The sequence below is a fragment of the Mesotoga sp. H07.pep.5.3 genome, assembly GCF_002752615.1.
Taxonomy (GTDB): Bacteria; Thermotogota; Thermotogae; order Petrotogales; family Kosmotogaceae; genus Mesotoga; species Mesotoga prima.
This window is the reverse complement of the sequence record NZ_AYTV01000001.1, coordinates 177,126-203,103: the sequence shown is the minus strand read 5'-3', so window position 1 is coordinate 203,103 and position 25,978 is coordinate 177,126. Positions and strand designations below refer to the sequence as shown.

Annotated in this window: 21 protein-coding genes; 7 read left to right on the top strand and 14 right to left on the bottom strand. The window is 44.4% G+C overall.

The genetic code is table 11. The features are described from left to right. Positions 1-5: 5 nt before the first annotated feature. The 7 genes from V513_RS00900 to V513_RS00870 all read right to left on the bottom strand — a co-directional run bounded on the left by V513_RS00900 (position 6) and on the right by V513_RS00870 (position 8,424). Positions 6-1,001 (bottom strand): ABC transporter ATP-binding protein, encoded by a 996-nt coding sequence (locus V513_RS00900; RefSeq protein ID WP_099771285.1) that lies wholly within the window; start codon positions 999-1,001, stop codon positions 6-8. Further along, positions 998-1,984, bottom strand: a complete 987-nt coding sequence (locus V513_RS00895) for an ABC transporter ATP-binding protein (RefSeq protein WP_099771284.1) — start codon at positions 1,982-1,984, stop codon at positions 998-1,000. The genes V513_RS00900 and V513_RS00895 overlap by 4 nt, the downstream gene beginning before the upstream one ends. A 5-nt stretch (positions 1,985-1,989) precedes the next feature. Further along, positions 1,990-2,922 (bottom strand): ABC transporter permease, encoded by a 933-nt coding sequence (locus V513_RS00890; RefSeq protein ID WP_014731537.1) that lies wholly within the window; start codon positions 2,920-2,922, stop codon positions 1,990-1,992. A gap of 2 nt (positions 2,923-2,924) precedes the next feature. Then, positions 2,925-3,905 (bottom strand): ABC transporter permease, encoded by a 981-nt coding sequence (locus V513_RS00885; RefSeq protein WP_014731536.1) that lies wholly within the window; start codon positions 3,903-3,905, stop codon positions 2,925-2,927. Positions 3,906-3,916: 11 nt separating this feature from the next. Next, positions 3,917-5,284 (bottom strand): M14 family zinc carboxypeptidase, encoded by a 1,368-nt coding sequence (locus tag V513_RS00880; protein ID WP_099771283.1) that lies wholly within the window; start codon positions 5,282-5,284, stop codon positions 3,917-3,919. Positions 5,285-5,349: 65 nt separating this feature from the next. Next, positions 5,350-7,437: a peptide ABC transporter substrate-binding protein gene (locus V513_RS00875; RefSeq protein WP_099771282.1), complete on the bottom strand. Its 2,088-nt coding sequence runs from the start codon at positions 7,435-7,437 to the stop codon at positions 5,350-5,352. 135 nt (positions 7,438-7,572) lie between these two features. Then, positions 7,573-8,424 carry an aminotransferase class IV gene (locus tag V513_RS00870; RefSeq protein WP_099771281.1) on the bottom strand — a complete coding sequence of 284 codons (852 nt, stop codon included), beginning with the start codon at positions 8,422-8,424 and terminating at the stop codon, positions 7,573-7,575. A gap of 135 nt (positions 8,425-8,559) precedes the next feature. Here V513_RS00870 and V513_RS00865 point away from each other — a divergent pair, with 135 nt between their 5' ends. The 3 genes from V513_RS00865 to V513_RS00855 all read left to right on the top strand — a co-directional run bounded on the left by V513_RS00865 (position 8,560) and on the right by V513_RS00855 (position 13,036). After that, a complete protein-coding gene (locus tag V513_RS00865) occupies positions 8,560-9,021 on the top strand; it encodes a hypothetical protein (protein WP_014731532.1) in 462 nt (153 codons plus the stop codon). A gap of 53 nt (positions 9,022-9,074) precedes the next feature. Continuing rightward, complete coding sequence (locus tag V513_RS00860; RefSeq protein WP_099771280.1) at positions 9,075-11,525, top strand: hypothetical protein; 2,451 nt, start codon at positions 9,075-9,077, stop codon at positions 11,523-11,525. A gap of 434 nt (positions 11,526-11,959) precedes the next feature. Continuing rightward, positions 11,960-13,036, top strand: a complete 1,077-nt coding sequence (locus V513_RS00855; RefSeq protein ID WP_014731530.1) for a hypothetical protein — start codon at positions 11,960-11,962, stop codon at positions 13,034-13,036. Here V513_RS00855 and nadE read toward each other — a convergent pair. Then, on the bottom strand, positions 13,023-13,862 hold the full coding sequence (nadE, locus tag V513_RS00850) for an NAD(+) synthase (RefSeq protein ID WP_099771279.1): 840 nt from the start codon (positions 13,860-13,862) through the stop codon (positions 13,023-13,025). The genes V513_RS00855 and nadE overlap by 14 nt on opposite strands. Positions 13,863-14,028: 166 nt before the next feature. Between nadE and ggt the strand changes: the two genes are divergently transcribed. The 3 genes from ggt (at position 14,029) to V513_RS00835 (ending at position 18,157) form a co-directional block, all read left to right on the top strand. After that, on the top strand, positions 14,029-15,711 hold the full coding sequence (gene ggt / locus V513_RS00845) for a gamma-glutamyltransferase (RefSeq protein ID WP_099771278.1): 1,683 nt from the start codon (positions 14,029-14,031) through the stop codon (positions 15,709-15,711). 177 nt (positions 15,712-15,888) lie between these two features. Then, positions 15,889-16,341 carry a large conductance mechanosensitive channel protein MscL gene (gene mscL / locus V513_RS00840; protein ID WP_099771277.1) on the top strand — a complete coding sequence of 151 codons (453 nt, stop codon included), beginning with the start codon at positions 15,889-15,891 and terminating at the stop codon, positions 16,339-16,341. Positions 16,342-16,510: 169 nt separating this feature from the next. Beyond that, positions 16,511-18,157, top strand: a complete 1,647-nt coding sequence (locus V513_RS00835; RefSeq protein ID WP_099771276.1) for a S8 family peptidase — start codon at positions 16,511-16,513, stop codon at positions 18,155-18,157. 50 nt (positions 18,158-18,207) lie between these two features. Here the strand turns inward: V513_RS00835 and V513_RS00830 are convergent, their stop codons facing one another. The 6 genes from V513_RS00830 to V513_RS00805 all read right to left on the bottom strand — a co-directional run bounded on the left by V513_RS00830 (position 18,208) and on the right by V513_RS00805 (position 24,485). Then, a complete protein-coding gene (locus V513_RS00830; RefSeq protein ID WP_099771275.1) occupies positions 18,208-18,648 on the bottom strand; it encodes an OsmC family protein in 441 nt (146 codons plus the stop codon). A gap of 374 nt (positions 18,649-19,022) precedes the next feature. After that, a complete protein-coding gene (gene cysS / locus V513_RS00825; protein ID WP_099771274.1) occupies positions 19,023-20,411 on the bottom strand; it encodes a cysteine--tRNA ligase in 1,389 nt (462 codons plus the stop codon). Between the two features lie 30 nt (positions 20,412-20,441). Next, a complete protein-coding gene (locus tag V513_RS00820; protein ID WP_099771273.1) occupies positions 20,442-21,695 on the bottom strand; it encodes an adenylosuccinate synthase in 1,254 nt (417 codons plus the stop codon). Then, entirely contained in the window at positions 21,696-22,997 is a 1,302-nt protein-coding gene (gene purB / locus V513_RS00815; RefSeq protein ID WP_099771272.1) for an adenylosuccinate lyase, read from the bottom strand. A 231-nt stretch (positions 22,998-23,228) separates the two neighbouring features. Further along, on the bottom strand, positions 23,229-23,531 hold the full coding sequence (locus V513_RS14045) for a hypothetical protein (protein WP_257211845.1): 303 nt from the start codon (positions 23,529-23,531) through the stop codon (positions 23,229-23,231). A 510-nt stretch (positions 23,532-24,041) separates the two neighbouring features. Then, complete coding sequence (locus V513_RS00805; RefSeq protein WP_099771271.1) at positions 24,042-24,485, bottom strand: CGGC domain-containing protein; 444 nt, start codon at positions 24,483-24,485, stop codon at positions 24,042-24,044. A gap of 140 nt (positions 24,486-24,625) precedes the next feature. Here V513_RS00805 and V513_RS00800 point away from each other — a divergent pair, with 140 nt between their 5' ends. Further along, positions 24,626-25,957, top strand: a complete 1,332-nt coding sequence (locus V513_RS00800) for an MATE family efflux transporter (RefSeq protein WP_099771270.1) — start codon at positions 24,626-24,628, stop codon at positions 25,955-25,957. Positions 25,958-25,978: the final 21 nt, after the last annotated feature.

The window sequence follows — 25,978 nt, the reverse complement described above, 5'->3', positions numbered from 1 at the left end:
ATCTATTAATCATAAAGAAAGCACGAAACAAAGTGACCGTCACTCACTTCCTTCAATGAAGGGCTTTCTTTCCAGCATCTATCGAATGCCCTTGGGCATCTCTTAACGAATCTGCACGTTTCTGGTGGATCGACAGGTGAGGGAATATCCCCTTTCACTATCTCTCTATTTCTGGCACTTCTTAAGTGGGGATTCGGGATAGGAATCGAGGATAACAATCCCCTAGTGTAAGGGTGCAGAGGATCGTTAAAAAGGCAATCGGTTTCGGCCGTTTCAACAATCTTTCCAAGATACATCACAGAAATCCTGTCACAGATGTGTTTTACGACTGCCAGATCGTGAGCAATGAAGAGATATGTGAGGCCAAAATCATGTTTCAGATCCTCGAGAAGATTTATCACCTGAGCCTGAACTGAGACATCGAGAGCCGAAACCGGCTCATCACAAATGACCAGACTCGGGTTAAGAATTATTGACCTTGCTATTCCAATTCTCTGTCTCTGACCACCAGAGAACTCGTGAGGATAGCGGAACATGTACTCCGGTCTAAGACCGACCTTTTCAAGTATCTCGGCTATCATTGCCTTGCGCTCTTCTTTGCTCCTACCAACTGAATGGACTCTCAAACCTTCTGCAATTATATCGAATACAGTCATGCGTGGATTCAGAGAAGCGTACGGATCCTGGAACACCATCTGTATCTCTCTTCTGAATGGCCTCATTTTGGATTCAGAGAGGGAAAAGATATCAATGCCACCTTCGGGGGAGCCTTCTCCTCTATAGAGAAACTCACCTCCAGTAGGCTGGTAAATCTTTATCAAAGTCCTTCCTATCGTTGTCTTACCGCAACCCGATTCTCCAACCAATCCAAGAGTCTCTCCCTTTACTATTTCTAGGTCAACACCATCCACGGCCTTCAAATGGGACTTCACTTTAAACCCACTCTTCACGGGAAACCATTTTCTGAGATCCCTAATCTCTACCATCGGAAAGGCTTTCATAATACATCACGCCCTTCGAAAAGCCAACATCGAACGGAGTGCTGTCTCTCAATCTGAACTACTGGCGGCTGCTGTAAGCACTTTTCGAACGCTATAGGACATCGGGGCCTGAATCTGCATCCTTCCGGAAAATTCGATGGATGTGGTACGTAACCGTTTATTACATTGAGCTTCTTTTGATCCTTTTTTGCAACATCTATCTTAGGTATAGAACTTATGAGACCTTTTGTGTAGGGATGAACTGGTTTGTCAAAGATATCGAATACTCCTCCGCTTTCAACAATCTGGCCGGCGTACATCACAACAACCCTGTCGCACATTTCAGCGATTACGCCCAAGTCGTGAGTAATTATTATAGTTGCGGTGTCAAACTTGCTTTTCAATTCGTTCATAAGTTCAAGCACCTGGGCCTGTATCGTGACATCCAGTGCAGTAGTCGGCTCGTCAGCTATCAGTAGCTCAGGACTGCAAGCAAGAGCCATGGCAATCATTACCCTCTGCCTCATCCCCCCGGATAATTGATGAGGAAACTCCTTCACTCTCTTCTGGGGTTCCGGAATTCCTACAAGTCGCAGCATTTCAATGCTTCTCTTCATCGCATCATCTTCATCAAGACCTTCGTGCAGTCTGTACACTTCCGAGATTTGCCATCCAATTGTATAAAGAGGATTCAAAGAAGTCATGGGCTCTTGAAATACCATGGATATTGACTTTCCCCTGATTTTCTGTAGCTCTTGTTTACTCAGCGTAGAAATGTCCCTTCCCCTGAAAGAGATCTTAGTTTTGTAGCCCAGGAATGCGTTTTTGGGAAGTAGTCTAATAATTGAAAAGGCTGTGATCGTCTTCCCACACCCGGACTCTCCCACGATTCCTAGAGTTTCGCCTTTTGACAATCCAAAAGAAACGCCATCGACCGGTGTTATTTTTCCGAGCTGTGTCCTGAAAGAGATTTTCAGGTCATCAACTTCTAGTATTCTCTCCATGAACTTCAACTCTCACTCACAAATTTGGGATCTAAAGCGTCTCTAAGCCCATCTCCCAGGAAGTTTACGTTCAACACGGTTATGAAAATAAAGAACCCTGGAAAGACGGTAAGCCACCAGGGATTAGTACCAGCAGTGGTTCCCAATATGTAATTCATTGCCCTCTGAAGCATATTTCCCCATGAAGGCATCGGAGGTTGAATGCCAAGTCCCAGGTAACTCAGCGATGATTCGGCAAGAATTGCGTAAGACATGTTCAAGGTGGCAGAGACAATAACTATCGGTATAACGTTGGGCAGAACATGCCTCAATATGATTCTTCCATTTCTCACACCCATAGCCCTTGCTGACATTACGTACTCAGTCTCTCTTATCGAAAGAACCAGTCCTCTAACCAATCTTGAAACTCCCATCCAGCCAAACACAGTAAGTACAAGAATGATATTCATAATTCCCGAACCAAAAACAAGAGTAAGGGTTATCAAAATTGGGAACATCGGTATAGAAAGCATTACGTCTACGAATCTCATCAACAACCTATCAACGATTCCACCGTAAAAACCCGAAAACAATCCCACGAGCGTTCCTATTAGAGTCGTAATGACTGCTGAAGCAAAACCCACAAATAACGATATCCTTCCGCCGTACATAACTCTCACGAGTACATCATGTCCAAGTTCATCGGTACCAAAGGGATGACCCTCAGTCAACGGTGGAGAAAAGAGATTTGAAAAATCCATATCTTCGTACCCTACCTCAACGAAGAGGGGGCCAAGCAGAGTGAAAAACGCTACACCAATCAACACCACGGCACCAAAAAGGGCAAGTTTGTGGCTCTTGAATTTCGTCCACACGAGTTGTTTGTAGCTGTTTATGTGAACAGGTCGCGCTTTCTCCTCTATCTCATCCAGTTTTCTCTTGTAAAAAAACTTTGCCATAACTAAGCTCCCTTTCTTCCCATTCTGATTCTGGGATCGACCATCACGTACAGGAAGTCGGCAACAAGATTCGAAATCAACGTTATTATTGCCAGAAACATTAGACAGCTGATCGCAAGATTATAGTCGCTGGAAATAACTGCATTGTACATAAGCCTTCCCATTCCGGGCCATGAAAAGACAGTTTCAATGATCAACGCTCCACCGAAGAAATACGGAATATCAAGTGCAATTATAGTGATTATCGGTATCATCGCATTTTTCAGCGCATGTTTAATGATTACTTTTCTGTCGGGCACTCCCTTAGCGTAAGCAGTTCTTACATAGTCTTGATCGAGAACTTCGAGCAGCGACGTCCTGATGTATCTTACCCATGATGCCACCTGAACCAATCCCAATACAAAGGCAGGCAGCACAAGGTGTCTCACTCTGTCTGCAAAGATATTCCAAAAACCGGTTATTCCATAGGTTGCCATACCCGAAACGGGGAACCAGCCTAAATTAACACTGAAGATAATGATTGCGATCAAAGCAAACCAGAAGCCCGGCAATGAAATGCCGATAAAAGCAAATATGGTGGTTGCGTAGTCGAAGGTCGAATACTTTTTAACGGCTGAAATAATGCCTATTGGAAGTGCAAATACAAGCCCGATTAGCCAGGCAGTGATCGTGAGCACTAGCGTGTTGGGCAAACGTGAAGCAATCAGATCTATTACAGGAGACTTGTACATACTTGAATAACCCAGGTCACCGGTTAGAACACTCTTCAACCAGGTAAAGTACTTAACCGGAAGAGGGTCATCAAGATGATAGTACTCTCTGAGTTCCTTCATTCTTTCGGGGTCATTGGTCATTGCACGAGGGTTTTGCATTCTCATTTGCAGTAGTGGGTCACCTGGCATTGAGTTCATTATGACGAATATTATTATTGAGATTGCGAAGAAAATCGGGATAAGTTCAAGAAACCTCTTTAGAAAATACACCTTCACGACTTCTAGCTTTCCCTTCTCTGAATATAGTCGGCGACGTTCAAACCTGCAATCAACTGAACACTGACAAGGCTCTTTATGGGGACTGCAGTGTAGTTCAGATTGTTTTCAAGATACTCCATTTTTCTCTCAAATGCCTCATCTGCCATCTTGGAGATCGCCGCTAGCTCCTTAGATCCATTGTCGTTTTCTCTTAATAGCCTTCTTAGCATCCCGAGCATCAATGATTGATAGAACTGGCTGACTATCTTATTATCAAAGACCTCTGCCACACTTGCCTTTCTCTCCAGAGACGGATCGTTTTCAATCCAGTTCTTCTGCGCCTGCATTTGATCGGGATAGGTTTCAAGAACATTCTTGAAGACCCTGTAGAACGGGGAATTTCTGTCAATAACATATGGTTCAACTGCTTTCATCACTTCGCTGACGAACTCAAAATTCTCAACGGACCTTTGATAATTGAATCTCTGCGCTTCCTTCCTCGTAATATCGGCTTCAGACATGTCTTCTACCCTTGAATCATAGTAATATGGCATCTCACAAACTAAGGAAAACGTATCGGCTACGGATGAAGCAAAATCATCAGAACTAGTCCCGGCCTTGATGACCTCTGCCGGGTCCTTGTCGGGACCAAGATTCTTCTTCAGATAATCGTACTCTTGAGCCATTCCGAAAAGCTTGAAAACGGCTGGTTCAAGCTGCTCCAAAAAAGGTGCTTCGGGCTCTCCAAGAGAAAGCGGTAAATCAAACAAACCGGGAAGTTTCCTGAAAGTCTCGTAGAGTTCTGGAACTGCGTCACTCACATAATAATAGACGCCTCCAAAACCAGAATTGTGAAGAGAATACATGAACTCGGGTTTCTTCTCCTCGATAAGTTTCATGAGCACTTGCGTCTCTGGTAAAGGCGAGTGAAAGTGAAGCGTTTCATAGTCGACCGGGAAGGTCCATTCAACTTGCTCATGACCGGGCGGTCTGTAGAAGTTGGCTGCGTATTTCCTTATGGATGAAGAATCCTTGAACCAACCTTCATTCAATTTAGTACCGTCAACATCTATTACCTTAATCAAATGCCAGGTGTAGTCAAACTGATCCCGAAAGGTATCGTCGCTGGCAAGTCTTTCACTTAGGAAGTCCAGCATCATTGCGCCAATCGGTTCGTTAGGGTGCGGACAGCCAAAGAGAAGAGCATTCTTCTTTCCGCTGCCAATTTCAAGTACGTAGATTGGATTTTCTCCGCGTGATTTTCCTGCTTCGTAAACTTTGACTTTTCCAGGATATCTCTTTGCCAGCTCTAGAGATCGCCGATCCATCTCCTCAACGGTGAAAAACTCCTTATAATCGGGAACAGAATCGATAAGCTCGATGAACTTCATATCTAAACCTCCGAAATTATGAAAATGAAGATGGGGGAGAAGATCCTCTTCTCCCCCAAAGATTCTTATTGCTCGTCAATGTACCAGTTCTGAATTATCCAGCCCAAACCGTTGTCGTAGCCGGAATTGAAGCTCTTAATGTATTTCTTTGCAAAATGGGGTGTCGGCGCAACAACCAGGGGTAGAACAGGGAGTTCCTCGGTCCAAAGCGCGAAGTGCTTTTCATAGAGTGCCAGCTTCTTTTCCGGATCGAGCTCCCTGGCGGCTGCGTTGACTATTTCATCGTTTTCCGCATTTGCCCAGCCGGTGAAGTTCATTCCTCCCCAATAATTCTCTTCAGAGGGTATCTGATCAGTGGTCCAATAATTCGCCGCTTCGTCGCTGACTCCATACCCCCAGCCTGAGATATGTGCATCAAAATCCCCATAGGGGAATATCTCGGTCCAGATTACCAGCGCTGGCATCACCTCAATTTCTACTTCCATTCCAATTTGCTTCAACATTCCCTGGATCATCTGGGCCATCATCTGGTAATCGCCGCTGCCAGAGGCGAGAGAAAGGCTAAACTTCAGAGGCGTTCCGTCCTTTTCGTATATGCCTTTACTGTTAAGCTTCCAGCCTGCCTCTTCGAGAAGAGCTTTGGCTTTCGCGGGGTTGTACTCGTAGTGCTTAACCTCCGGGCTCTTGAGAGCATCTCTCATCTGGTGCAGATCGGTTATCCAGGTATCTACGACTTCGGCAAGGCCTGCGTAGACTACATTGCTTATCTGTTCTCTATTTAGACCATAGAGAACGGCCTGCCTTACTCTCTTGTCTCCAAAGATCGGATGTGGCTTAGATGTATCCTCTGGATCTCTCAAATTCAGATTCAGGTTATCATAAGCAATGTTTGGTGTGTAGAAAACGTTGAACATATCTGCTCGTTCATTCTCAAGCTGCACTGATTGTTTTAGAGTTAGAGTGTATCTTCCGAAATCGATTTCCCCATTAAGTGTGGATGCGAATACGACATCCATGTCTGGAATAATTCTCATAACCAACTGGTCGATGTTCGGTCTACCCATGTAGTACTCATCAAAAGCTTCCATTATCACATACTGGCCTTCCACGTATTCTTTTAGCTTGTACGGTCCTGTCATAATCGGATTCTTTGTCGCATTTTCCACGAAACTGTCCCAGCTTCCAGAATGCTTCGCTTCCTCGTAACTATCTCTGAAAACGTGTTCGGGGAGTTGGAACCATCCAAAGTAGTAAGCGTAAACAGAAGAACCTAGCTCTGCATTACTCAGAGGTTCTGGAAGAGTGATAGAGTATGTGTAATCGTCGATAACTTCTACTTCCGAAACGGAACTTTCGAAGTAGTTCGTCGTAACAGGAGCACCACTGTTCATTACTTCCCACTGGAATTTCGCATCGTGAGCAGTAACGGGTTCTCCATCATGCCACTTCATACCCTTTCTCAGTTCATAAGTTATGGTGAGAGAACCATCTTCATTTATTACCATTAGACCGTTCTCAAGAGACGGCATTCTCTTTATCATCCTGGGGAAATAGAACCCATCCTTATCTGTGCCGGTGACTCCATCGCCGATGATATTACAGATTGTCCATGTCAAACCCGCAGAAGTAAACAGCGTGTTGAAACCGGGCGCATCTGCAGTAACAGCTGTAGTGGCCGTACCACCCTTCGCGGGTGGATTTATTGCCATATAAATGGATATTGCCGCCTCTTTCCTAGTGATTGGCGAACTGGCCTCGATCACATGGCCGTACCTGAAGTCAAGAAGCTGGCGGTTGCTTCTGTAAGCAACGGTAAGCGCTCCCCAAGCTTCCTCCGGAGCTTCCCACTCATCGAGAGCAGTCGTACAAATCTCGTCAAATGCCTCTGCTTCGGACTGCAGTCCAAGAACTTCAACCATTGCAACTGCAAAATCCGCTCTTGAAACTTCACCCTTCCCCTTAATGATTTCTTCCTTACCAGGGAAGGCCTTTTCAATAGCCGCCTTAAACTCTGTGAAAGTTAGTGGTGACTCGTCAACTGAAGTCAAAATCCCTCTAGATTCAATTACTGGTATCGCTTCTTCTGCGGAAATCTGCGCCAAAGACAGACCCGAGAAAAAAAGAACGAGCATACAGACAAAGAGTTTCTTCATCGCGTGACACCTCCAAGAAAGATGATGTGGAACATGACAGATTTATGCAATTATATACTGGCTTAGCTTACGAAAGGCCAGTAAGCGGAATTTACACCTATTGTTTACTTTAATCGAAAATTCGAACCGAATCGTTCATCTGGCAGAGAAAAAGAGATCCTCATAAGCTCTCATGACCTTAGCAGTATGCTTGCCGCATACTTCGAAGGAGACATCATCTATAGCCCTAACGGGCATAACACGAGAAACTGTGCTGGCAAGGAAGACTTCCTCTGCATTGAAGAACTCTTCCAAGGCGATGCGCTTTTCAACGACCTCATAACCAAGATCCTCGACAAGAGAGATCACCTTCCCTCTTGTGATGCCGGAAAGAATATTGTCAACCTCGGGAGTGTAGAAGACGCCGTCTTTCACAAAGAAGTAATTTGAGCTTCCACCTTCGGTAGCGTACTTTTTTCCGTTTGACTTTCTGAACATCAGAGCTTCATAACCTCCTCTGGCGTACGCAAAATTCTTGGCAAGAACATTTGGTAATAAGTTTATCGTTTTGTGTTCACAGAGTCCGTGGCGCAAGTCGGGATATGTAAGAAGCTTGACTCCATCTCTCCAGCTAGTAGAATCTATCTTTCTTAGAGGAAGTGCAAGCATGAAAAACGTGCTCCTGGTTTCTTTCGGCGGGTATCTGTGATCTCTGTGAGGGTCGGTGCCCCTAGTGAGTTCGATATATAATTCCCCGTCTTCTATACCATTTCTTTTGACTAACTCAACTGCAATCCTCCTTGCCTCTTCAGAAGGGAATCGCATTTCAATATTGAAGAATTCGGCACTTTTTTTCATCCTTGAATAATGATCCTCAAAGAACAGTATTCTCCCTTCCAGTGTTCTAATAACCTCAAAGAGACCGTCTGCAAAAGTCAGTCCGCGGTTCTCCAGCTGAACAAGCCTTTCCTTTTCCTGAACAAATTCACCATCAAGAAATGCCCACATAGAAACCTCCTTGGGTTTTTGAGTCTCTGCAACAATATTATGCATCAAACTGGCTATCGATTTGCGGTAAGACAGCTCATCAGTGTTAGAATATAACGTAACTGTAAGCAGACTTTTCATTTGGAGGGTTTCTTTATGGACAACGTTTTGGCGCTTTTTCCCGGGGGCTCTACAGGACTCTTTGGAAGTAAGGTGTACGATGTTGTTTTAATTCCAGAGGGAATCATGTTGGTGCAGTTGACCAGAGAACTAACGAATGAAGCCATTAAAAAAGCAAAGGATGCCTCTGAAGAGCGGAAGGAAGGGTTCTTTAAGAAGATGGCATCTGTGATGTCGTCAGGCTATTCCCTGCTTGACAGATACAACGAGAAGACAAAAGAGGAGATCTTGAATGAAACACCTGGTAATCTCTTTATTCCAAAAGAATCACTCAGAAAAATCAAGGTCTCCAGCAATACGAATTCTTCTCAGGGAACTTCTTCCGATAGCACAGTAATCAAAATCGTATGGAATGAAGGCAAGATTAAGCTGACTTTCAGAACGGATTTGAATGAAAGAAAGGTTAAACGCGTTTTTGAGGAGACGTTTGGTTTGTAGCTTCATCTTGGGGAATAGTCCCTTCATCGATGGTCTGAGGCGGGAGGTATAAAATGAGGAAATCTTTACCATTCTTTGCAATTATCACTCTTATCACGGCCACCTTAATGGCTAATTGTGTTCTTGAATTCCCAAATGCTGACATTTACTATCCCGAGGGATATGAGGAAGTTGCCGTTAATGTAGGTAATACATTCGAATCGATAAGATCAAAAGCCATTGAACTAATCGGCAACGATCCTGGCAGGATAAACATTGTTCTAGCCGACTTCGGAGCGAACACAAACGGTCTGGCTCAACCTCACAATCACAAGACTATTCAGATCTTCGTGTGGCCTGCCGATACAATGCTTTCGACTAGAATGAATGGATCGAACCATTACAGGCTGCTTCTTATGCATGAGTTCACACATATTGCTCACCTGACCTACACAACGGGTTTTCCAGCCTTTGTCTCCAGGGTGATTTTTGGAACGGAAATGCTTTCACCTCAGCAGCTTTCACCATTCGTAGAAGGAGTGACGCTTTTTGCAGAATCGTCTAACTTCTTCTCCGAAGGCAGATTGAACAATCCAATGTGGGGAAGGGAAATGACTTATCAGAATTCGAAATCAAACTCTTTTCCCGGTCTTGATTATGCGCTATCCGTATCTGGCAAAGATTACCGAGGAGGGGCGCTTTATTACAATTATTTGGCCACTTTCTATGATTATCTTGTGAAAAGATTTGGAATAGAATCCGTTAAGCAATTTCACAAAGAAGTTTCCGGAAGACTTCCCATTATCGGTCCCATAAACGCCTCAAGGATTGCATTTGGTGAAACTCTCGACAATCTCTATTTAGACTGGAAAGAAGAGACCGAGTTGAGAGCAACAAAGTATGCCACTCTTACGGAAGTCAGGACAATTGAGAACGGGCAGATCTATGATATTGCAAAGACGGCAAATGGTGTAATCTTCTCTTATTCGATTTTTGGGGAAGCTACTTCCTGGAACGGTTCTGTGGAACGCGGGATCGAAGAGTACGTCGATGGGGGCTTTTCCCGAAGGCTTTCCGATTTTGGAGCACTGACTTTGAAATGGCACGAAGGAAACATCTACTTGATGACGTCTGTTACTGAAAGAAACACAACGTCAAGAGAGATATGGTCTCACAAGCTGCCTCTATCTGTTAGACTTCTCGACAAAGGTATGATTACCGCATTTGAAATCTACAATGGAAGACTGATCAAAGCAGTTTATGATGCAAAGACAGAGATTTCAACGATCTTTTTTGATGAAATGCAACTTATCAGAATCCCATGGGTTGTCAAAGATATGCTCATCCTTGAAGATGGAAGTCTGATAATGATGCTATCCAGCAGCGGTATTAATGGAGCCATAGCAACTTTCAAAGAAGGCGAGTTCAGAGTAATTCTCGATGATCCATACCTAAAAGGAAGAGGGATTGACTATTATGAAGGCAAAGTGGTCTTCACTGCTGCCTATGAGGAAGGGTTCATGGATGCCTTCGCAGTAGATTTAGAGTCTTTGCAGATCTCTAGGCTTACTCACGGTGCAAATCTTGAAAAAGCAGTCGTTCTAGACTCCAAAGTCTACGGGTTCGGACACTCTCGTAGAGAAAAGGGTATGTCTGTTTTTGCTTTCGATTTTGAGAGTACCCCATATGTCGTGACAGCAGTCGAGTCTGATGACTTTGAGCCTTTACAAGTAGAGTACACGGTTGGGGACTACCTGAAGAAGTCCTTCCTTCATTTTTTGAATCCCGTCCTAAGAGCGCCGTTTGTATCATATGATGGCGAAAACATTTCCCTAGGATTACTTACCGTTCACCTTTCACATGATTCGAAGCACTCTATGGAGCTGAAGCCTCTATTCACTTTTGGTACCAACAAGCTTTCCTTCCAGGGGGAGTATACCGGGCAGTTCTTGGAAGGAGTAAATGTCTCTCTGAAAGTAAACTTAGGCACTCCCAACGTTCCTGTGGCAACTGCAGAGCTATCTTCTGAACTCTTCCAGATGCCTTTGAACCCCTCCACGAGATTTAGATCATACGCGCACATTGGATTTGACACATCAGGGGGAATGACAACTTCAGTTCCTTTGAGTTTGAAAGGAAATCTCTTCGCGATCTCTCTGGAACCCGGCATAAAACTCTCTGATGGGGAGATCACTCCACTGCTCTCTCTTGATGCCGGTTTTGCCCCGACTTTGGGGACTTCTATCAATCTTGGTGTGGGTTTCTTCGACGATTTTTACTGGTATGCAAACGGCGCTCAGCTTCTGTATCGAATCGACTGGGGATGGAGTCCCATGTTCTTCCTGAAAGAGATTGGGATCGGGGTCGAAGTTAGTGGAACCAATACCAGCCTTGATCACTCTGCGCTGTACATGTTTGTGAACGTAGGTTCTACCCTGGGCTTGGGAGATGTTTTCCCGAAGATAGGAATTCAGCACAGCGACTCTGGTTTTGGGTTCTATTTCGAGTTGGATGCTAAACCTTGATATAAGACCTGGCTTTTTATAACGATCCAGGTGAAAAACTACGAAAGAAAGGGGGAAACCCTTTTCTTTATCTTTCTTCAACGATTCAAAAGCTACATCTGGAGGTTAAGAGGAAGGCTCTCAATTCATCAAAACACTTACAGATAAAAGAGCTTCGGGAGCCGAAAAGAGCTTATTCTTTTCAGGTTCCAATAAGAGAAATCCGTCGAGATCATTTCATGTGATTTTCTCATAATCAATTGGTTTCGATGAAATCTGATTTAGGTCCGTTTTCAGTTATATTTCCGAGTTTTCTCCTAGTTTTGACCACGGCGGAAGGGCGTTCACTCGAGAAAACTCGGTAGCTGCCCTTTAGTTAACTTTGCTTAAGAGATGACGAATGTATAAGGTATAATGCTTTTATCGGAGATAGCAAAAAGAAAGGGGGAATCAACATGAAGACAATGGGGTACTCGGCTTTTCTTATAAGCGATGCCGGTTCAGTGATTATTGAGGAATCAAAACATGACGGAATAACGCTCACATTTCCTTCCGATCCAGTATTTGCGAAGTACAGGGGCCGTCTCATGGCTGTTATCGAAGTCAAAATGGAATCATCAAAGTTCTCTCTCACAAAGAGCAAGCTTGACCTTAGCGGGGTTAAGCTTCATGGCGTCAAGATAGTTGAAGACAAGTTATTTGAAGATTCGGTTGCTCTTTGGGCCTTCGAGTCGAGAACGCTCGGCAAAACTCTGAGAATTGTGTCAGATGGAGAAGCGTCAAAGATACCTGCAAAAAGGGATACGAATTTCGTTGTTCCAATTATTGTGAATACAATAGAGTTCTCCTCGAAGGAAGCGCATACTGGGAGATTGATCTTTCCGTTGCCAGATGAATGGTTTGTTCTTTCCAGTGTATATTTTGGCCAGGATGGCGCGAAAATCCGCAGGGAGAACGCAAAGATCGACTTAGATTCTCTTAGTACAGGAATAGTTGTGGAAGAACTTAGAAAACACAGGGTCTTCACCGACAACCTTTGGGACCTGTATCAACTGTACAAATCATTGGAGAGCTTTGAAACGAAAAACGAGTCTCTTCCCGAACCACTGGGAGAAGAAATCACTGTTTCGGATCTAGACCTTGAAGACTCTATACCTCAGGCTGCCGACCTTTACCTTTCAAAGGACAGAAAGACAACCGACTCTCTTCATCGCGAAGTAGTTATTCAATCGAGCATAGAAAAGGTGGGAACTTTCAGCAAAAAGAAAGCGGTTGTCCTACGGATTATGAACAATTCCGACCTCGGAACGATCAAGGGAATTCATATATCGTTCAGGCTCATAGATCCTATGGGTAAAGAGCTTTACGTTGCAGAAAAAGAACTTGAGGGATTGAGTGTCGGACCGGGAGAGGCAAAAAAACAAGTGTTCACAGACTTTCCGGAATTTGCCGACCAGCAACTGGAACGAGTAGTTGTGAATCTCATGAGTATTTCGTGGAGCAACGGTCTAAAGACGCTTAGTGATTCCTAGAAATAGCTAGATTTCTTAGTTCTCGATACCTGGCTGATTCAAGTATTCTCAGGACCCTCGTGGATTTCGTATCATGGGGGTCTAGAACTTCTCCTCCTTCAATACGCCGAAGAGATTTGTCCAGATCGTCAATCGTCACTCCAAAAACATTTTCGTCAGTAACACCAGGTATGAGATCTGGACTTGGAGGTTTTTCTATTATCCTGCTTGGAATTTGCAATTGCCCTGCTAGTTCGATTACTTCGGTTTTAAACAAATGCCTTATTGGCTCAATATCGCTTGAATCGTCTCCCCATTTCACATAAAGCCCACATAACAGCTCGGTCTTGTTGGTGGTTCCCAGCACCGCGTATCCTCGTTTTTCAGCTTCAAGGTAAAGGGAGATCATCCTTACTCTGTGCTTCGATCTATAATAGGCCAGTCCCCTTCTGAATTCATCGTTTCCTTCATTACAAAGATCGTCAAGAAATGGGTCAGAAGACAGCTCCTCCCACTTGTGTTTAACATACTTCTCCTTAATTGTCTGAGGGATTAAGAATGCGGGAGGCTGAAGCTTATAAGAGCCAATCGCTCTGAGAGCTGAGCTTATGTTTTTGACTTTGAAGTCTATCCCAAGAAACTTTGCGACGAGCTTCGAATCCTTAATCGTATCTCTTGAAGAGTCGCGTTCTGGCATGAGTAGCCCGAATATCTTCTCCTTTCCAAGAGCTTCGACGGCAAGTTTTCCAACAACGGCAGAATCGATTCCTCCGCTGATACCTATCACAGCTCCCTTATAACCATATTTCGTAACAGAATCTCTTATGAAGTTTATGATCTCATCCATAGTGTCCACCTAACAAATTATACTAGATAAATGGTCTTTTCCCCTGAAAGGGTATATAAGTCATATCGCAATGAGCAACTAGACTCTCTGGCTGGAAAGGTTCCGTCGGATGAAAGTGCTAAACTAGTGATTATGAAGCTCTTAAGCTTAAATTAGGAGGTCAATAATGAAGAGAATTGTATTTGTACTTACCATCATAGTAGCTGCCGGAACTCTCATGGCTTCAAATCCAATCAATCTTTATGGAAGAGATGCAGAGGGCAGAAACGGAGTTGTGGCGGCAGCAAAGCCTGAGGCCTCACAAGTCGGTGTTGCAATTCTAGAAATGGGTGGGAATGCGGTTGATGCAGCGATCGCCACTGCATTTGCGCTGGGTGTTCTGGAACCTAACGCATCAGGAATAGGGGGCGGCGGATTCATGATCATCCAGCTGGCTGACATGGATGATGCTGTCGTCATAGACTTCAGAGAAACTGCACCAGGAGCAACGAGTCCTTCATTCTTTAATCTCGACGAGAACAATCGTCCCATTAACTATGAAAGTACTGTTGGTGGAAAAGCCATAGGAGTACCCGGTGAAGTGGCCGGGCTTCTATATGCGCTTGAGCACTATGGAACGCTCTCCCGCGAGCAAGTTATAAAACCGGCTATAGACTGGGCGAAGAAGGGAATTCCGGTAACAACCAACTTGTTCTCGATTATCAATGACAACTACGAAAAGATAATGATGATGGAAAACGGCGCCGATATCTACCTTAAGTATGGCGGCATACCCTATGAAATAGGTGAGACTATTGTTCTGAATGATTTGGCCAACACTCTCGAGCTAATCGCCGAGAAAGGAAAAGATGCATTCTACACCGGTGAAATTGCCGAGAAGATCGTCGCCGAGGTTCAAAAACGTGGCGGAGTTATGACTCTAGAAGACCTTTCAAATTACGAAGTGAAGATCCGGAAACCAGTTTGCGGAAGTTATCGCGACTATACAATTCTTTCGGTGCCTCCCGCCAGTTCGGGTGGAACTCACGTTATCGAACTGCTAAACATTATGGAGAACTTCGATCTTGAATCACTCGGAGACAATACCGCTGAGACTCTGCACATTTGGTCTGAAGCAATGAAGCTGGTATTTGCCGACAGGGCCAAATACATGGCCGATACCGACTTTGCAGAAGTACCCCTTGAGGGCCTAACTTCAAAAGATTATGCGAAACTGCTGGCCGACAAGATTGATATGAACAGACCAATCGAATCGGTGGAGGCCGGAGATCCCTGGCAGTTTGAGAGCGGCAGCACCACGCATCTTTCCGTAATGGACAAAGAAGGAAACATGGTTGCGATAACCAAATCGATTAACTACTTCTTCGGGTCAGGTGTCGTTGTTCCTGGAACCGGCATTCTGTTAAACAATCACATGGACGATTTCGTTAAGACCCCAGGTTCCGTCAATTCAGTTGAACCAGGCAAACGACCTCTTAGCAGCATGAGCCCCACTCTGGTTTTGGACCCTGAGGGAAGACCATATATGACGATTGGCGCTCCGGGTGCCACAAGAATTATTACCACTGTGGCCCAGACAATTAGCAATATCATTGATCACGGGATGACTGTTCAACAAGCGATTCTGGCCCCTAGAGTCTTCAGATCTCAGTCTGGGCCATTTTACATTGAAGGCCGCATCTCAATAAATGCTTACAGCAAACTGATCCAAATGGGTCATGAGATATCAATAAGGAATGATTATGATCCTTATTTTGGAGGGGTTCATGCAGTGCTTTTCAACAGAGATATAGGCATTCTTTTTGGCGGAGCCGATCCCAGAAGAGATGGACAGGCTGTTGCGTTCTGATGTAGCACAGAAGATCATCTCTTCGAAAACAAAGCAACGATCTTTTTCTTTTTAAGGATGAAACTCAGTAATCAAATCGGTAATCGCTCTTTGATTGTGTTTCAAATCCTTGATTATAGAACGATACATGATCATAATCTTTTCATAACGTGCGTATTGTAGAGGGGGGTGAGTGGTGTGTGGAAGGAATTCAAGAAGTTCATTAGTCGTGGTAATGTGATTGATCTTGCGGTCGGAATCATTATCGGCGGTGCGTTTCAGGTCATTGTCAAATCGCTGGTCGAAGACATTATCATGCCTATTGTCAGCCTATTCCTTGGTGGGATTGACTTTGCAAACATATTCATCAGTCTCTCCGGAGGAAGCTACGCAACTCTCGCAGAAGCAAAAGAAGCAGGTGCCGCAACTCTGAACATCGGCCTTTTCATCAACGCAGTCATAAATTTCCTGATCCTTGCGTTTGTAATCTTTATGATTGTGAGGCTCATTAACAAGATACGGGAAAGGCAGAAGAAGGAAGAGGCAGCGGCAGCGCCAACGACGAAGATCTGTCCTTTCTGTCACACTTCGATTCCGATCGATGCAATAAGGTGTCCCAACTGTACGTCTGAACTTGAAAAGAAGGCTTGAGACCCTTTTCGAAGAGAGCGACCTACGGGTCGCTCTTGTTTTTGCATGTTTCCATTCGTCGCTCTTGTCCGTACCGATTTACAGACCGGATCCATTTCATCAAAAATGAATAACACGAAAACTCTTGCGATGATGGTACAATCATTCCATCTAGATCCGGAGGTTCAAGATGCGGCTTATTAAAGTCTTAACGCTTATAACAGCTCTTTTTGTGGTTCTTTGTTTCTCTCTCACTGGATGCATTAAACCTGAGGTTTACTACTCTCTTTCAGGCCAGGTCGTTCCTTACTTTCCAGAAACCTCAGCTCGCAATAGTTTTCAAAGAACTGCAGCATACACTCCCATATTTTCCAGTAAAGACATAGAGCAGGGTTTCATGAGTAATCAATTTATTGTCCTCTTCGATAGAGGGTTTGATTCAACAATAATATCGGGCGTTTCTGGAGTAGAGATCCTCGATGAGTTCTTTTCAAGAGACGGTTCTGTTGGTTATGCCGTTGTGAAGACAAACGATCCATCTTCGCTGTCTGGAATTGAAGGAGTCAAGTCAGTCGAGCCTGAGAAGATCTTCACTCTTCAATCCGAGGAGAGTGTCCCCAACGATCCGCAATATCCGAAGCAATGGAACTATCCGATGATTCAGATGCCTCAGGCCTGGACAATTGCAAAGGGTTCTTCCACTGTCGTTGTAGCTATAATAGACTCCGGTGCTAGACTGGATCATCCAGATTTGCAAGGTATCTTTCTTCCGGGATACGACCTAATAAACAATGATGACGACCCTACAGATTATGACCCCGTTCAATCCCACGGGACACATGTGATAGGAACGATTGCTGCAAAAACAAACAATTTTTTGGGCGTTTCGGGGATGACATGGGGAGAGTATCGTGCTATCATGCCAATCAAGATTTTCGAAGCTGGAAAGGAAACGACAGCAGGAATACTTGCAAGCAGCATAATCTTCGCAGTTGAGCACGGCGCAAAGATAATTAACATGAGCCTTGCAGGGCCGGACTCTTCGGTTGTAGCGGCAGCCGTTCAATATGCATCGGAAAATGAAGTTTTAATGATCGCCGCCTCAGGCAATTACAGTTCCTCAAGCCCATACTATCCGGCTTCTTACGAAGAAGTGATATCAGTCGGAGCAGTCGACAATACTATGCAAAGGGCGAATTACTCAAACTATGGATCACACCTTGATCTTGTCGCCCCGGGCGGATCAAGCAGCGTTCAGATACTTAGTACAGGATACTCAGCGATTAAGGGGAATACATACTCATACATGGCTGGAACATCCATGGCGGCGCCACATGTTACAGGGCTTGCAGCACTTCTTATGGCAAAAGGATATGCGGGCAAGGACGACTCGGGTGAGGAGATAATAAGGAAGATCCTGAGAGAAACGGCCCTTGATCTAGGAGAACCGGGATGGGATCAGTACTATGGCTTCGGACTAGTTCAGGCATATGATTCTCTTCTTACCTACGAGGAAGAACGCAGGCCACTATTGGTTCAGATCTTGTCCACCTCGGGCGAAGTCATTAGGGAGACCGAAGTCAATCCGGACGGATCCTTTCTATTCGATGGACTCACCGAAAACGACATAAAGATAAGGGTATGGAGAGATTTCAACGGAAACGAGGAGATAGACAAGGGAGACCTAATTGGTTATTACGGGTATCAGAAATCCGACCAGTATCACGCCTGGAACCCCCCTCTTGATTACGCGGAAACTTTATCTTATCTCAGCAGTGGTAGTTACGAACTCACTAATCCCTTACACTTTTTTCCAATAATAGAATTTCCGGAATAGGATCAATTAAAAGGGCTCCCTGAAGGGAGCCCTTTTTTAAACTAAGTCTCTTAGAGTTCCTTAGCAATGACCTTAACTGGTGTTGGATTACCAAGATTGTCGGAAACCGGACATCGATCCTCTACGGACTTTACCCACTTTTCCAGGGTTTCTTCTTCGGCATCCGTATCGACTTTCATTTCGGCTATAATTTCCTTATAACCGGCCCTGTCTTCGTAGGACTTCCCATTAAGCCTTGCCGGATTCAACGGGCCATAGACGTCTATCTCCAATCTTCTTATCTTGAAACCCATCTCATCTGCAACGAGATGTCCTACTACATTCAGACAACCGGCCAGTGCGGCGAGAACGTATTCCACTGGATTGGCACCCTTATCCTCTCCGCCGAGATTGGGTGGCTCGTCAACGATCATAGTGAAGTTTCTTGCCTTTACCGATACTCTGGCTGCACTTTCTGAAATTGCCTTTACTCTGAAACTTGCATCTGGCATACTATTTCCTCCTTTGTTGTTACTTCTTTCACAAATAGTGTAACCGTCATTGGGCATGAAAGAGTTAAGCCGAGATAAATTATCCGTAAATAAGGCAACTATCACTCGTTGTTTGATTAAACAGCCCCGCATCCTGCGTTTTTTCTCCGCATGCTTTTTCTTAATCTTCAAGGAACTCTTCGGTTTTGAATTTAGATACTTTTGCTGCATAAAAAACAACGAAGAAAAGACCTTCGAATTTTTGGAAAGGATTTTTTCTGTTTAGATTCAAGTAATGAGGTTATCCTTCTTACATAGAGAGCAAATCGGGAAATCCCAATTTCAGGAAGTATCCATATAATTCAACGCTCGTAGCGGGAGAAAGGAGTTTTTGATTACCTTCTTCTTATCTTATACCCATCTCTCTCATCGAGTACTTCATATCCCTTTTCTGAGATCAACTGTCTAAGCTCATCGGCCTTCTCCCAATTCCTTTCCTTTCGAGCAGCATCTCTCTCATTGGCCAATTCGATAATTTCTTCTGGAATGGTCTTGCTTTCGACCTCAGAGAGGCCAAGGCCAAGAACTTCGTCAAATCTGTCGATTAGGGAGAGCTTTTCACCAGGTCGAAGATCTTCGCTATCGACGACTTTCCAAAGAACGGCGAGGGCCTTTGGAGTATTCAGATCATCATTTATGGCCTCATGAAATTCATTCATAAGATCACCATCGGGTCTGGTTTCTGACTCATTTAATTCCTTTAGCTCCTCAATTCTAGTGATGAGTTTTTTCATGGCGCTCTTCGCGCCATCGAGAGCTTCCATTGTAAAGGTCAGCTGCTTCTTGTAATGGGCGCCGAGAAGATAGTAGCGATAATCTGCAGGCTCGTACCCCCTGTCAATAAGAGTCTGAAGAGTAATGAAGTTTCCAAGCGATTTAGACATTTTTTCCCCTTCCCCAATGACGAGAAACTCCGAATGCAACCAGAAGTTCACCCATTCATGTCCGAAAGCCGCCTCACTCTGAGCGATTTCATTCGTATGATGAACTGGAATGTGATCTATACCGCCTGTGTGTATGTCAAATCTCTCTCCAAGATACTTTGAAGCCATCGCGGAACATTCAATGTGCCATCCGGGAAAGCCCCTACCCCATGGTGAATCCCACTGCATTGCGTGGTTTTCATATTTATATCGAGTGAACCACAAAACGAAATCAAAGGGGTTTTTCTTGAAGGGGTCGCTCTCAACCCTTGAACGAATTTTCTCTTCATCAAGTTGGAGCCTTGCTAGTTTTCCATAGTCGGGAACCTTTGAAGTATCGAAGTAGACATTACCGCCGGCTATGTAGGTGTAGCCGTTGGCTTCAATTTTTCGGATCATGTCTATCATATCTTGCACGTGCTCGGTCGCCCTGCATGTAACAGTTGGAAGAATGATCCTCAATCTTTCTAGATCTTTGAAGAAAGCCTTCGTATAGAAATCAACGATTTCCCACACTGTCTTTCCCTCACGTCTTGCACCGGCTTCCATCTTGTCTTCGCCTTCGTCTTCGTCTCCCGTAAGATGGCCAACATCAGTTATGTTCATTACGTGTCTTACTTTATAGCCATTGAAAAGAAACATCCTTTTGAGGGTATCGGCAAAGACGTAAGCTCTAAGATTGCCAATATGGGCAAAATTATATACTGTCAGTCCACACGTATATATTCCCACCTCGCCTATCTTCAAAGGCTTGAAGATCTCTTTCCTTCTTGACATGGTGTTCGTCAGTCTTATTTCCATACTCTGCCTCACCTCATTCCCAGTTGCCTTCTAAATATTCATTATAAGGTCGTTTCTAGTCTTCATTTCCTCTGTTCTAGGACCGTACGATATGTAGTCTATCTCCACACCGGTTTCTCTTTCAATGAAGGTCATGTATTTCAAAAAGTTAATATGATCCGTGGAAGGCCAGCCGCTAACAGTTTCATAAATCGGTCTTGCCTTGAAGAAATCATATGAAGTTGAAGGCATTTCCTTAACCGCACCCTCAACATCATAAGCCACGCAAACCTTGACTTCATCCAACCCATTTAACACATCGCCCTTAGTGATGACGAAACCTGTCAGGCCTGACCTTATCCTTGCGTACCTGAGTGCCGGAAGGTCAAGCCAGCCCACTCTTCGAGCCCTCCCCGTTGTTGCACCGTATTCCTTTCCTCTTTCGCGAACGAGGTTCCCCACTTCAGAGAACTCTTCGGTCGGGAAGGGTCCAGAACCCACTCGAGTCGTGTAGGCTTTCAGAACCCCATACACGTTGTCAAGCTCGAAGGTCGAAAAACCCACCGATGATACACCGTGAGCCATACATGCCCCGGAAGTGACAAACGGGTATGTCCCGAAATCAAGATCGAGAAGGACACCTTGCGCTCCCTCAAAGAGTATGGAAGTACTCCTGAAGACCCTGAACATGTCTACTGCGCTGGTGAAATTGACGCTGAGCCTTTCGAGCTTAGTCTTGAGCCCAAGCAAATAGGTCGTCATTTCGCCAAATGAAAGTGTGAAATCCCTGTTGTATTTCATTCTTTTCATGTGATAAAGAGCTTCAAGTCTTTCTTTCAAGAGTGATTCATCAAAGAGAACATAGAGCTTCAGCCCCTCCCTAGAGACCTTGTCAGTGTATGAGGGGCCTATTCCTTTTCCTGTAGTCCCTATTGGCACCTTTCGCATCTCTTCTATGAACAAGTCCTCTTCTTTGTGCCATGGAAGAACTATAAAGGCTTCAGGATCAAGATAGAATCTACTTGAAATACCTGGAAAGTCCGCTTCCAGTGTTTCGAGTTCATCGATCAGCTGTTCTACATCTATCACCATCCCGGCACCAAGAAAACCCTTTGAACAACTACGAGGATTGATCGAAGGCAAAAGATGGTTCACGTATTTCTTGTCTTCCACAAAAATCGTGTGACCAGCGTTTCCTCCCCCAGAAAATCTGACTATCCACTCGAAATTCTTGGAAAAGTAATTGACCACTTTCCCTTTCCCTTCATCGCCCCATTGGGCACCGACAACGGCAAGTTTCCTCACTTAGTTACCTCCATCAAAAGCTCTTTCGAATATTTGGCCGACGTTTCTCAAATAATACTCAGGTTCAAAAAGCCGTGACGCTTCTTCTGAATCAAGATACTTAGCTATTTCTCCGTTTGATAAGACGACCTCCTTGAAATCCAGTCCATTATCCCAGCAATTCATAGAGAGATTTTGAATTAATTGATAAGCGTCTTCCCTGGACATACCCCTGTCAACAAGTGACAACATAACCCTCTGTGAGAAGACAAGGTTTCTAGAGGCCTTGAAGTTCTCCCTCATCCTGTCTGGATATACAACAAGATTGCTAACCAAATAGGCTGACCTTTCTGCCATGTAATAGAGAAGCATAGTGGCGTCCGGAAAGATTATCCTCTCTACACTGGAATGCGAGATGTCTCTTTCATGCCAGAGAGAGATATTCTCTAATGACGCTAGCACATAACTCCTGACTATTCTTGCCATACCTGTAAGTCTTTCGCAAATAATCGGATTCTTCTTGTGAGGCATTGCGGAAGAACCTCTTTGACCCTCTCTGAAAGGCTCCTGAACCTCCAGCACCTCGGTCTTCTGAAGATGCCTGAATTCGGTTGCCATTCTCTCTATCGACGAGGCGGCTATTGCCAGCGCCGCAAAAAAATCTGCGTGAACATCTCTCGGTATCACCTGAGTAGAAACAACAGTGGGTTTCAAGCCAAGTTCCGCAAGAGCAATTCTCTCAATCTCGAGTGAAATGTTGGCGTAGTTCCCAACGGCCCCACTTAGTTTCCCAACCGCGCAATTCTCCGTGGCCTTCTTCAGACGATCTATTGCCCTCTTTATCTCCACGTAAAAGGATAGAAGCTTTAAACCAAACGAAGTGGGCTCTGCATGAACGCCGTGTGTCCTTCCCATGCAAACAACATCTTTGTAAGCGACCGCTCTTTCTTTCAACGCCTCTGAGAGCTTTTCCAAAGTATGGATTATGAGCTTTCCCGACTCCGTAATTGCAAGTGAAAGCGCTGTGTCTACAACATCGGAAGAAGTAAGTCCGAGATGGAAGAATCTCGCCTCGTCCCCCATATTTTGTGTCACTGATTTGATAAAGGCTATTACATCATGATCAACTTCGCTTTCAATCTTCAGTATTGAGTCTAGATCCACTCTTGCTGACGATGCAATCTTATCATGCGTGCCCTGAGGGACTAACCCTGTCTTCTCGTAGGCCGCAACTACAGCCAGCTCCACTTCAAGCCATCTTTCGTATTGGGCTCTAAGCTCCCAGAGGTCTTTCAGGGGTGAAAGCGCATATCTTTCTATCATGATCCACCTCCATGACCAACAAATAATAGTTTACATCAAAGCTAACATCAATGTCTTTCGGAAATGTCATCCATTTCAAAAGATCCTTCGGCCCGACCGTTGAACCAAGAAAGCGAAAACTCGCAACACATAGCGACGCTTTTGCACGTCACAAGAAGTATGCGTAATTAGCTGAAGAGACTATTCACACGATCAAATCGAATACTGAAAATTCTCCAGGAGAATGAAATGTCAGTAGATTGTTCTGATTATCCATTCAAAGAGAGTGCTTATCTCTACCTTTCTAGATGTCACAAAGTCTTTTGTCTGATCGGCTATCTTCGGTAATCTAAGTAGATAATCACCAGTCCCTGTCTGCCAATAGATGGTGATAGCTCCTCTGGCGTCTTCTCCAATGGCAACATTTGCCACTGAAAAGCCTCCAACCGCGTAGTTTCTGGCGATAGCCATTCCACCGAGGGCAAGATCATAGGAAGCAACGAGACCTCCAGCCGCAAAATACAAAGAGAAAGCAAGACCACCAAGTGTAAACATCAGGCTTGATGATACTCCTCCTAGGGAAAGCAAAATGGAAAACGCCAAAGCTAAATAGACCGAATGAGATACCGCCAGTCAAGAGTACACCTACTGCAATGTTTCCAATTGCGATGATCCCCTTAGCAATACAAAAGAGCTGGTATTAATATTAACAATCGAGTGTCCGGCAGCGGCACTCTTTGAAACACACTCATGTCCATAGAGACTTCTCTTACGACCAGTAACCGAAGCTCTTGAGTATGCCTTTGGATAAAGCGGCTTCCTTTCTTCCAAAAACCTCCTTGCATATTCATTGGGGGAGGCTAACACCTTGAAAGGGTTATCCATGCCACTGTCGAAAACTCTGTTTTGGATATCGTAATACATCTCTCTTCTCAGGTCTTCTTTGGACATTCTACGAATAGAATTCGAGCTCAAAGAGATCCGGAAGTCAAGTACTGAGAAGCCCTCTTCTTGTTGATCATTTCACTCACCGGTGTCCCATACTACAGAACCCAGCTATCACACTCAATCATATGCTTTCATTATCGCCGGGTCTTCCTTCATCAAGTGTTCTGCGATAGAAAACATATCGGTTTTTTCCCAGAATGAAAGCTTCTGATGGGCAATGAGATATTTCATGGGAATTGGATGAGTGCCGATTACAACCGATACTTCATAATAGCTTTCGATGAACTCCTTGAAATGACTCAGTCTCGGACATGGTGGATATCCCACTACCATTCCCGTCGCCAGGTGTATGACTTCTGCACCGTTTTTTATCATTTCCTGCGGTACGTATTCTACATTTCCACCGGGACATCCTCCACAGTAGGAATAACCAACAAGCTGCAGTTCTTCATCTTTCGGATATAATGCAAAACCCCCGACATGTTCTCTCATGGCCCTGAGACACTTACCACCACCGCAATTCTGATAACGCCCACAAATAATTATCCCTATCTTCTTCACATGAACACCCCTTCCACTCTCGAGTATCTATCATTCTCATTATAGCAAGTATTAGCAACGATAATCCTTCAACATGCATCATTGCCTATCTTCAGAAATAGCTGTATAATTTTACGGCGTTAATCTCATCGGAGGTAGTTATGAAGGATTTCACGAAGCGAATGCTCTCCATTGCCGTACCAATTACTCTTCAGAACCTTATATCTACCGGCCTTAATCTCGTTGACAATTTGATGATCGGGCAGCTGGGTACAACTGCCATAGCTTCAGTGGGTTTGGTCAATCAAGTAGTATTCATTCTCAACATACTTACATTTGGTGTGTCCAGCGGAGCCGGGATATTTGTCGCTCAGTTTTGGGGCAAGAGAGACGAGAAGAGTATTGAGAAGACCATTGGACACATGCTATATATAACCATAGGAGCCTCTGCCTTATTCTTTGTCCTACTCTTCTTCTTGCCTGAGAGAATACTCATGATCTTCACGACAGATGTCGAAGTGGTCAAGACAGGGGCAGTATATGCAAGGCCTGTCGCTTTCTCCACATTTCTAACATCCTTTTCCTTCATTATTGCAATGGCCTTGAGGACTGTGGAAAAGGCTAGAATTCCAATGTATGTTAGTCTTGTCGCTCTCTCGATCAATACGGTGGCAAATTACATTCTGATTTTCGGTCTTGGCCCGATTGAACCTTTAGGGGTTTTTGGAGCGTCTTTTGCAACGCTTCTCTCTAGATTTGTGGAATTCGCAATATTCGTCAGTATTGTTTACCGCAAGAAAACTCCAATAAGGCTTTCTAGATCAGCCTTAAAATTCGAAATTCCATTTTTCAGAAGGCTTATGAAATATGCTACTCCAGTAATCATCAATGAATTCTTGTGGAGCCTTGGTATTACAATGTATTCTCTGGTTATGGCAAGAATGGGCACAGAATTCATAGCTGCCAGGAATATTTCCAGCACAATTGAGAACTTTGGTTTTGTTATCTTTGGTGGACTTTCCTCGGCGACGGTTGTAATGGTGGGAGCAGAACTTGGAAGGAACAATTTCTCTCAGGCAAAATACAATGCGAGAAAATTGCTTCAGCTTACCGTCATCACCGCAGTGGCCACGGGCTTTATTATCATCCTTTTATCAAGATTTATAGTGAATCTCTACAATATAGATCAATCACTTAAGAACACCGTTCTCACTGTGCTAATTATTGTTGGCCTTTCACAGCCGATCAAGATGTTCAATGCGGTAAATATAGTGGGGGTTCTTAGAAGTGGGGGTGATTCCAGAGCAGCAATGATAATTGAAATTGTCTCACTATGGGGAGTTGGAATTCCCCTTGTCGCGATAACAGGTCTCGTTCTTAAATGGCCGCTTACTCTAGTTTACATTGCAATGATGGTCGAAGAGCTTTTCAAATCAATCCTGGGAATTAGGAGAACATTAACCTGGAAGTGGTTGAAAAACGTAGTTGATTGAACGCATGCAAATAACAAAGGG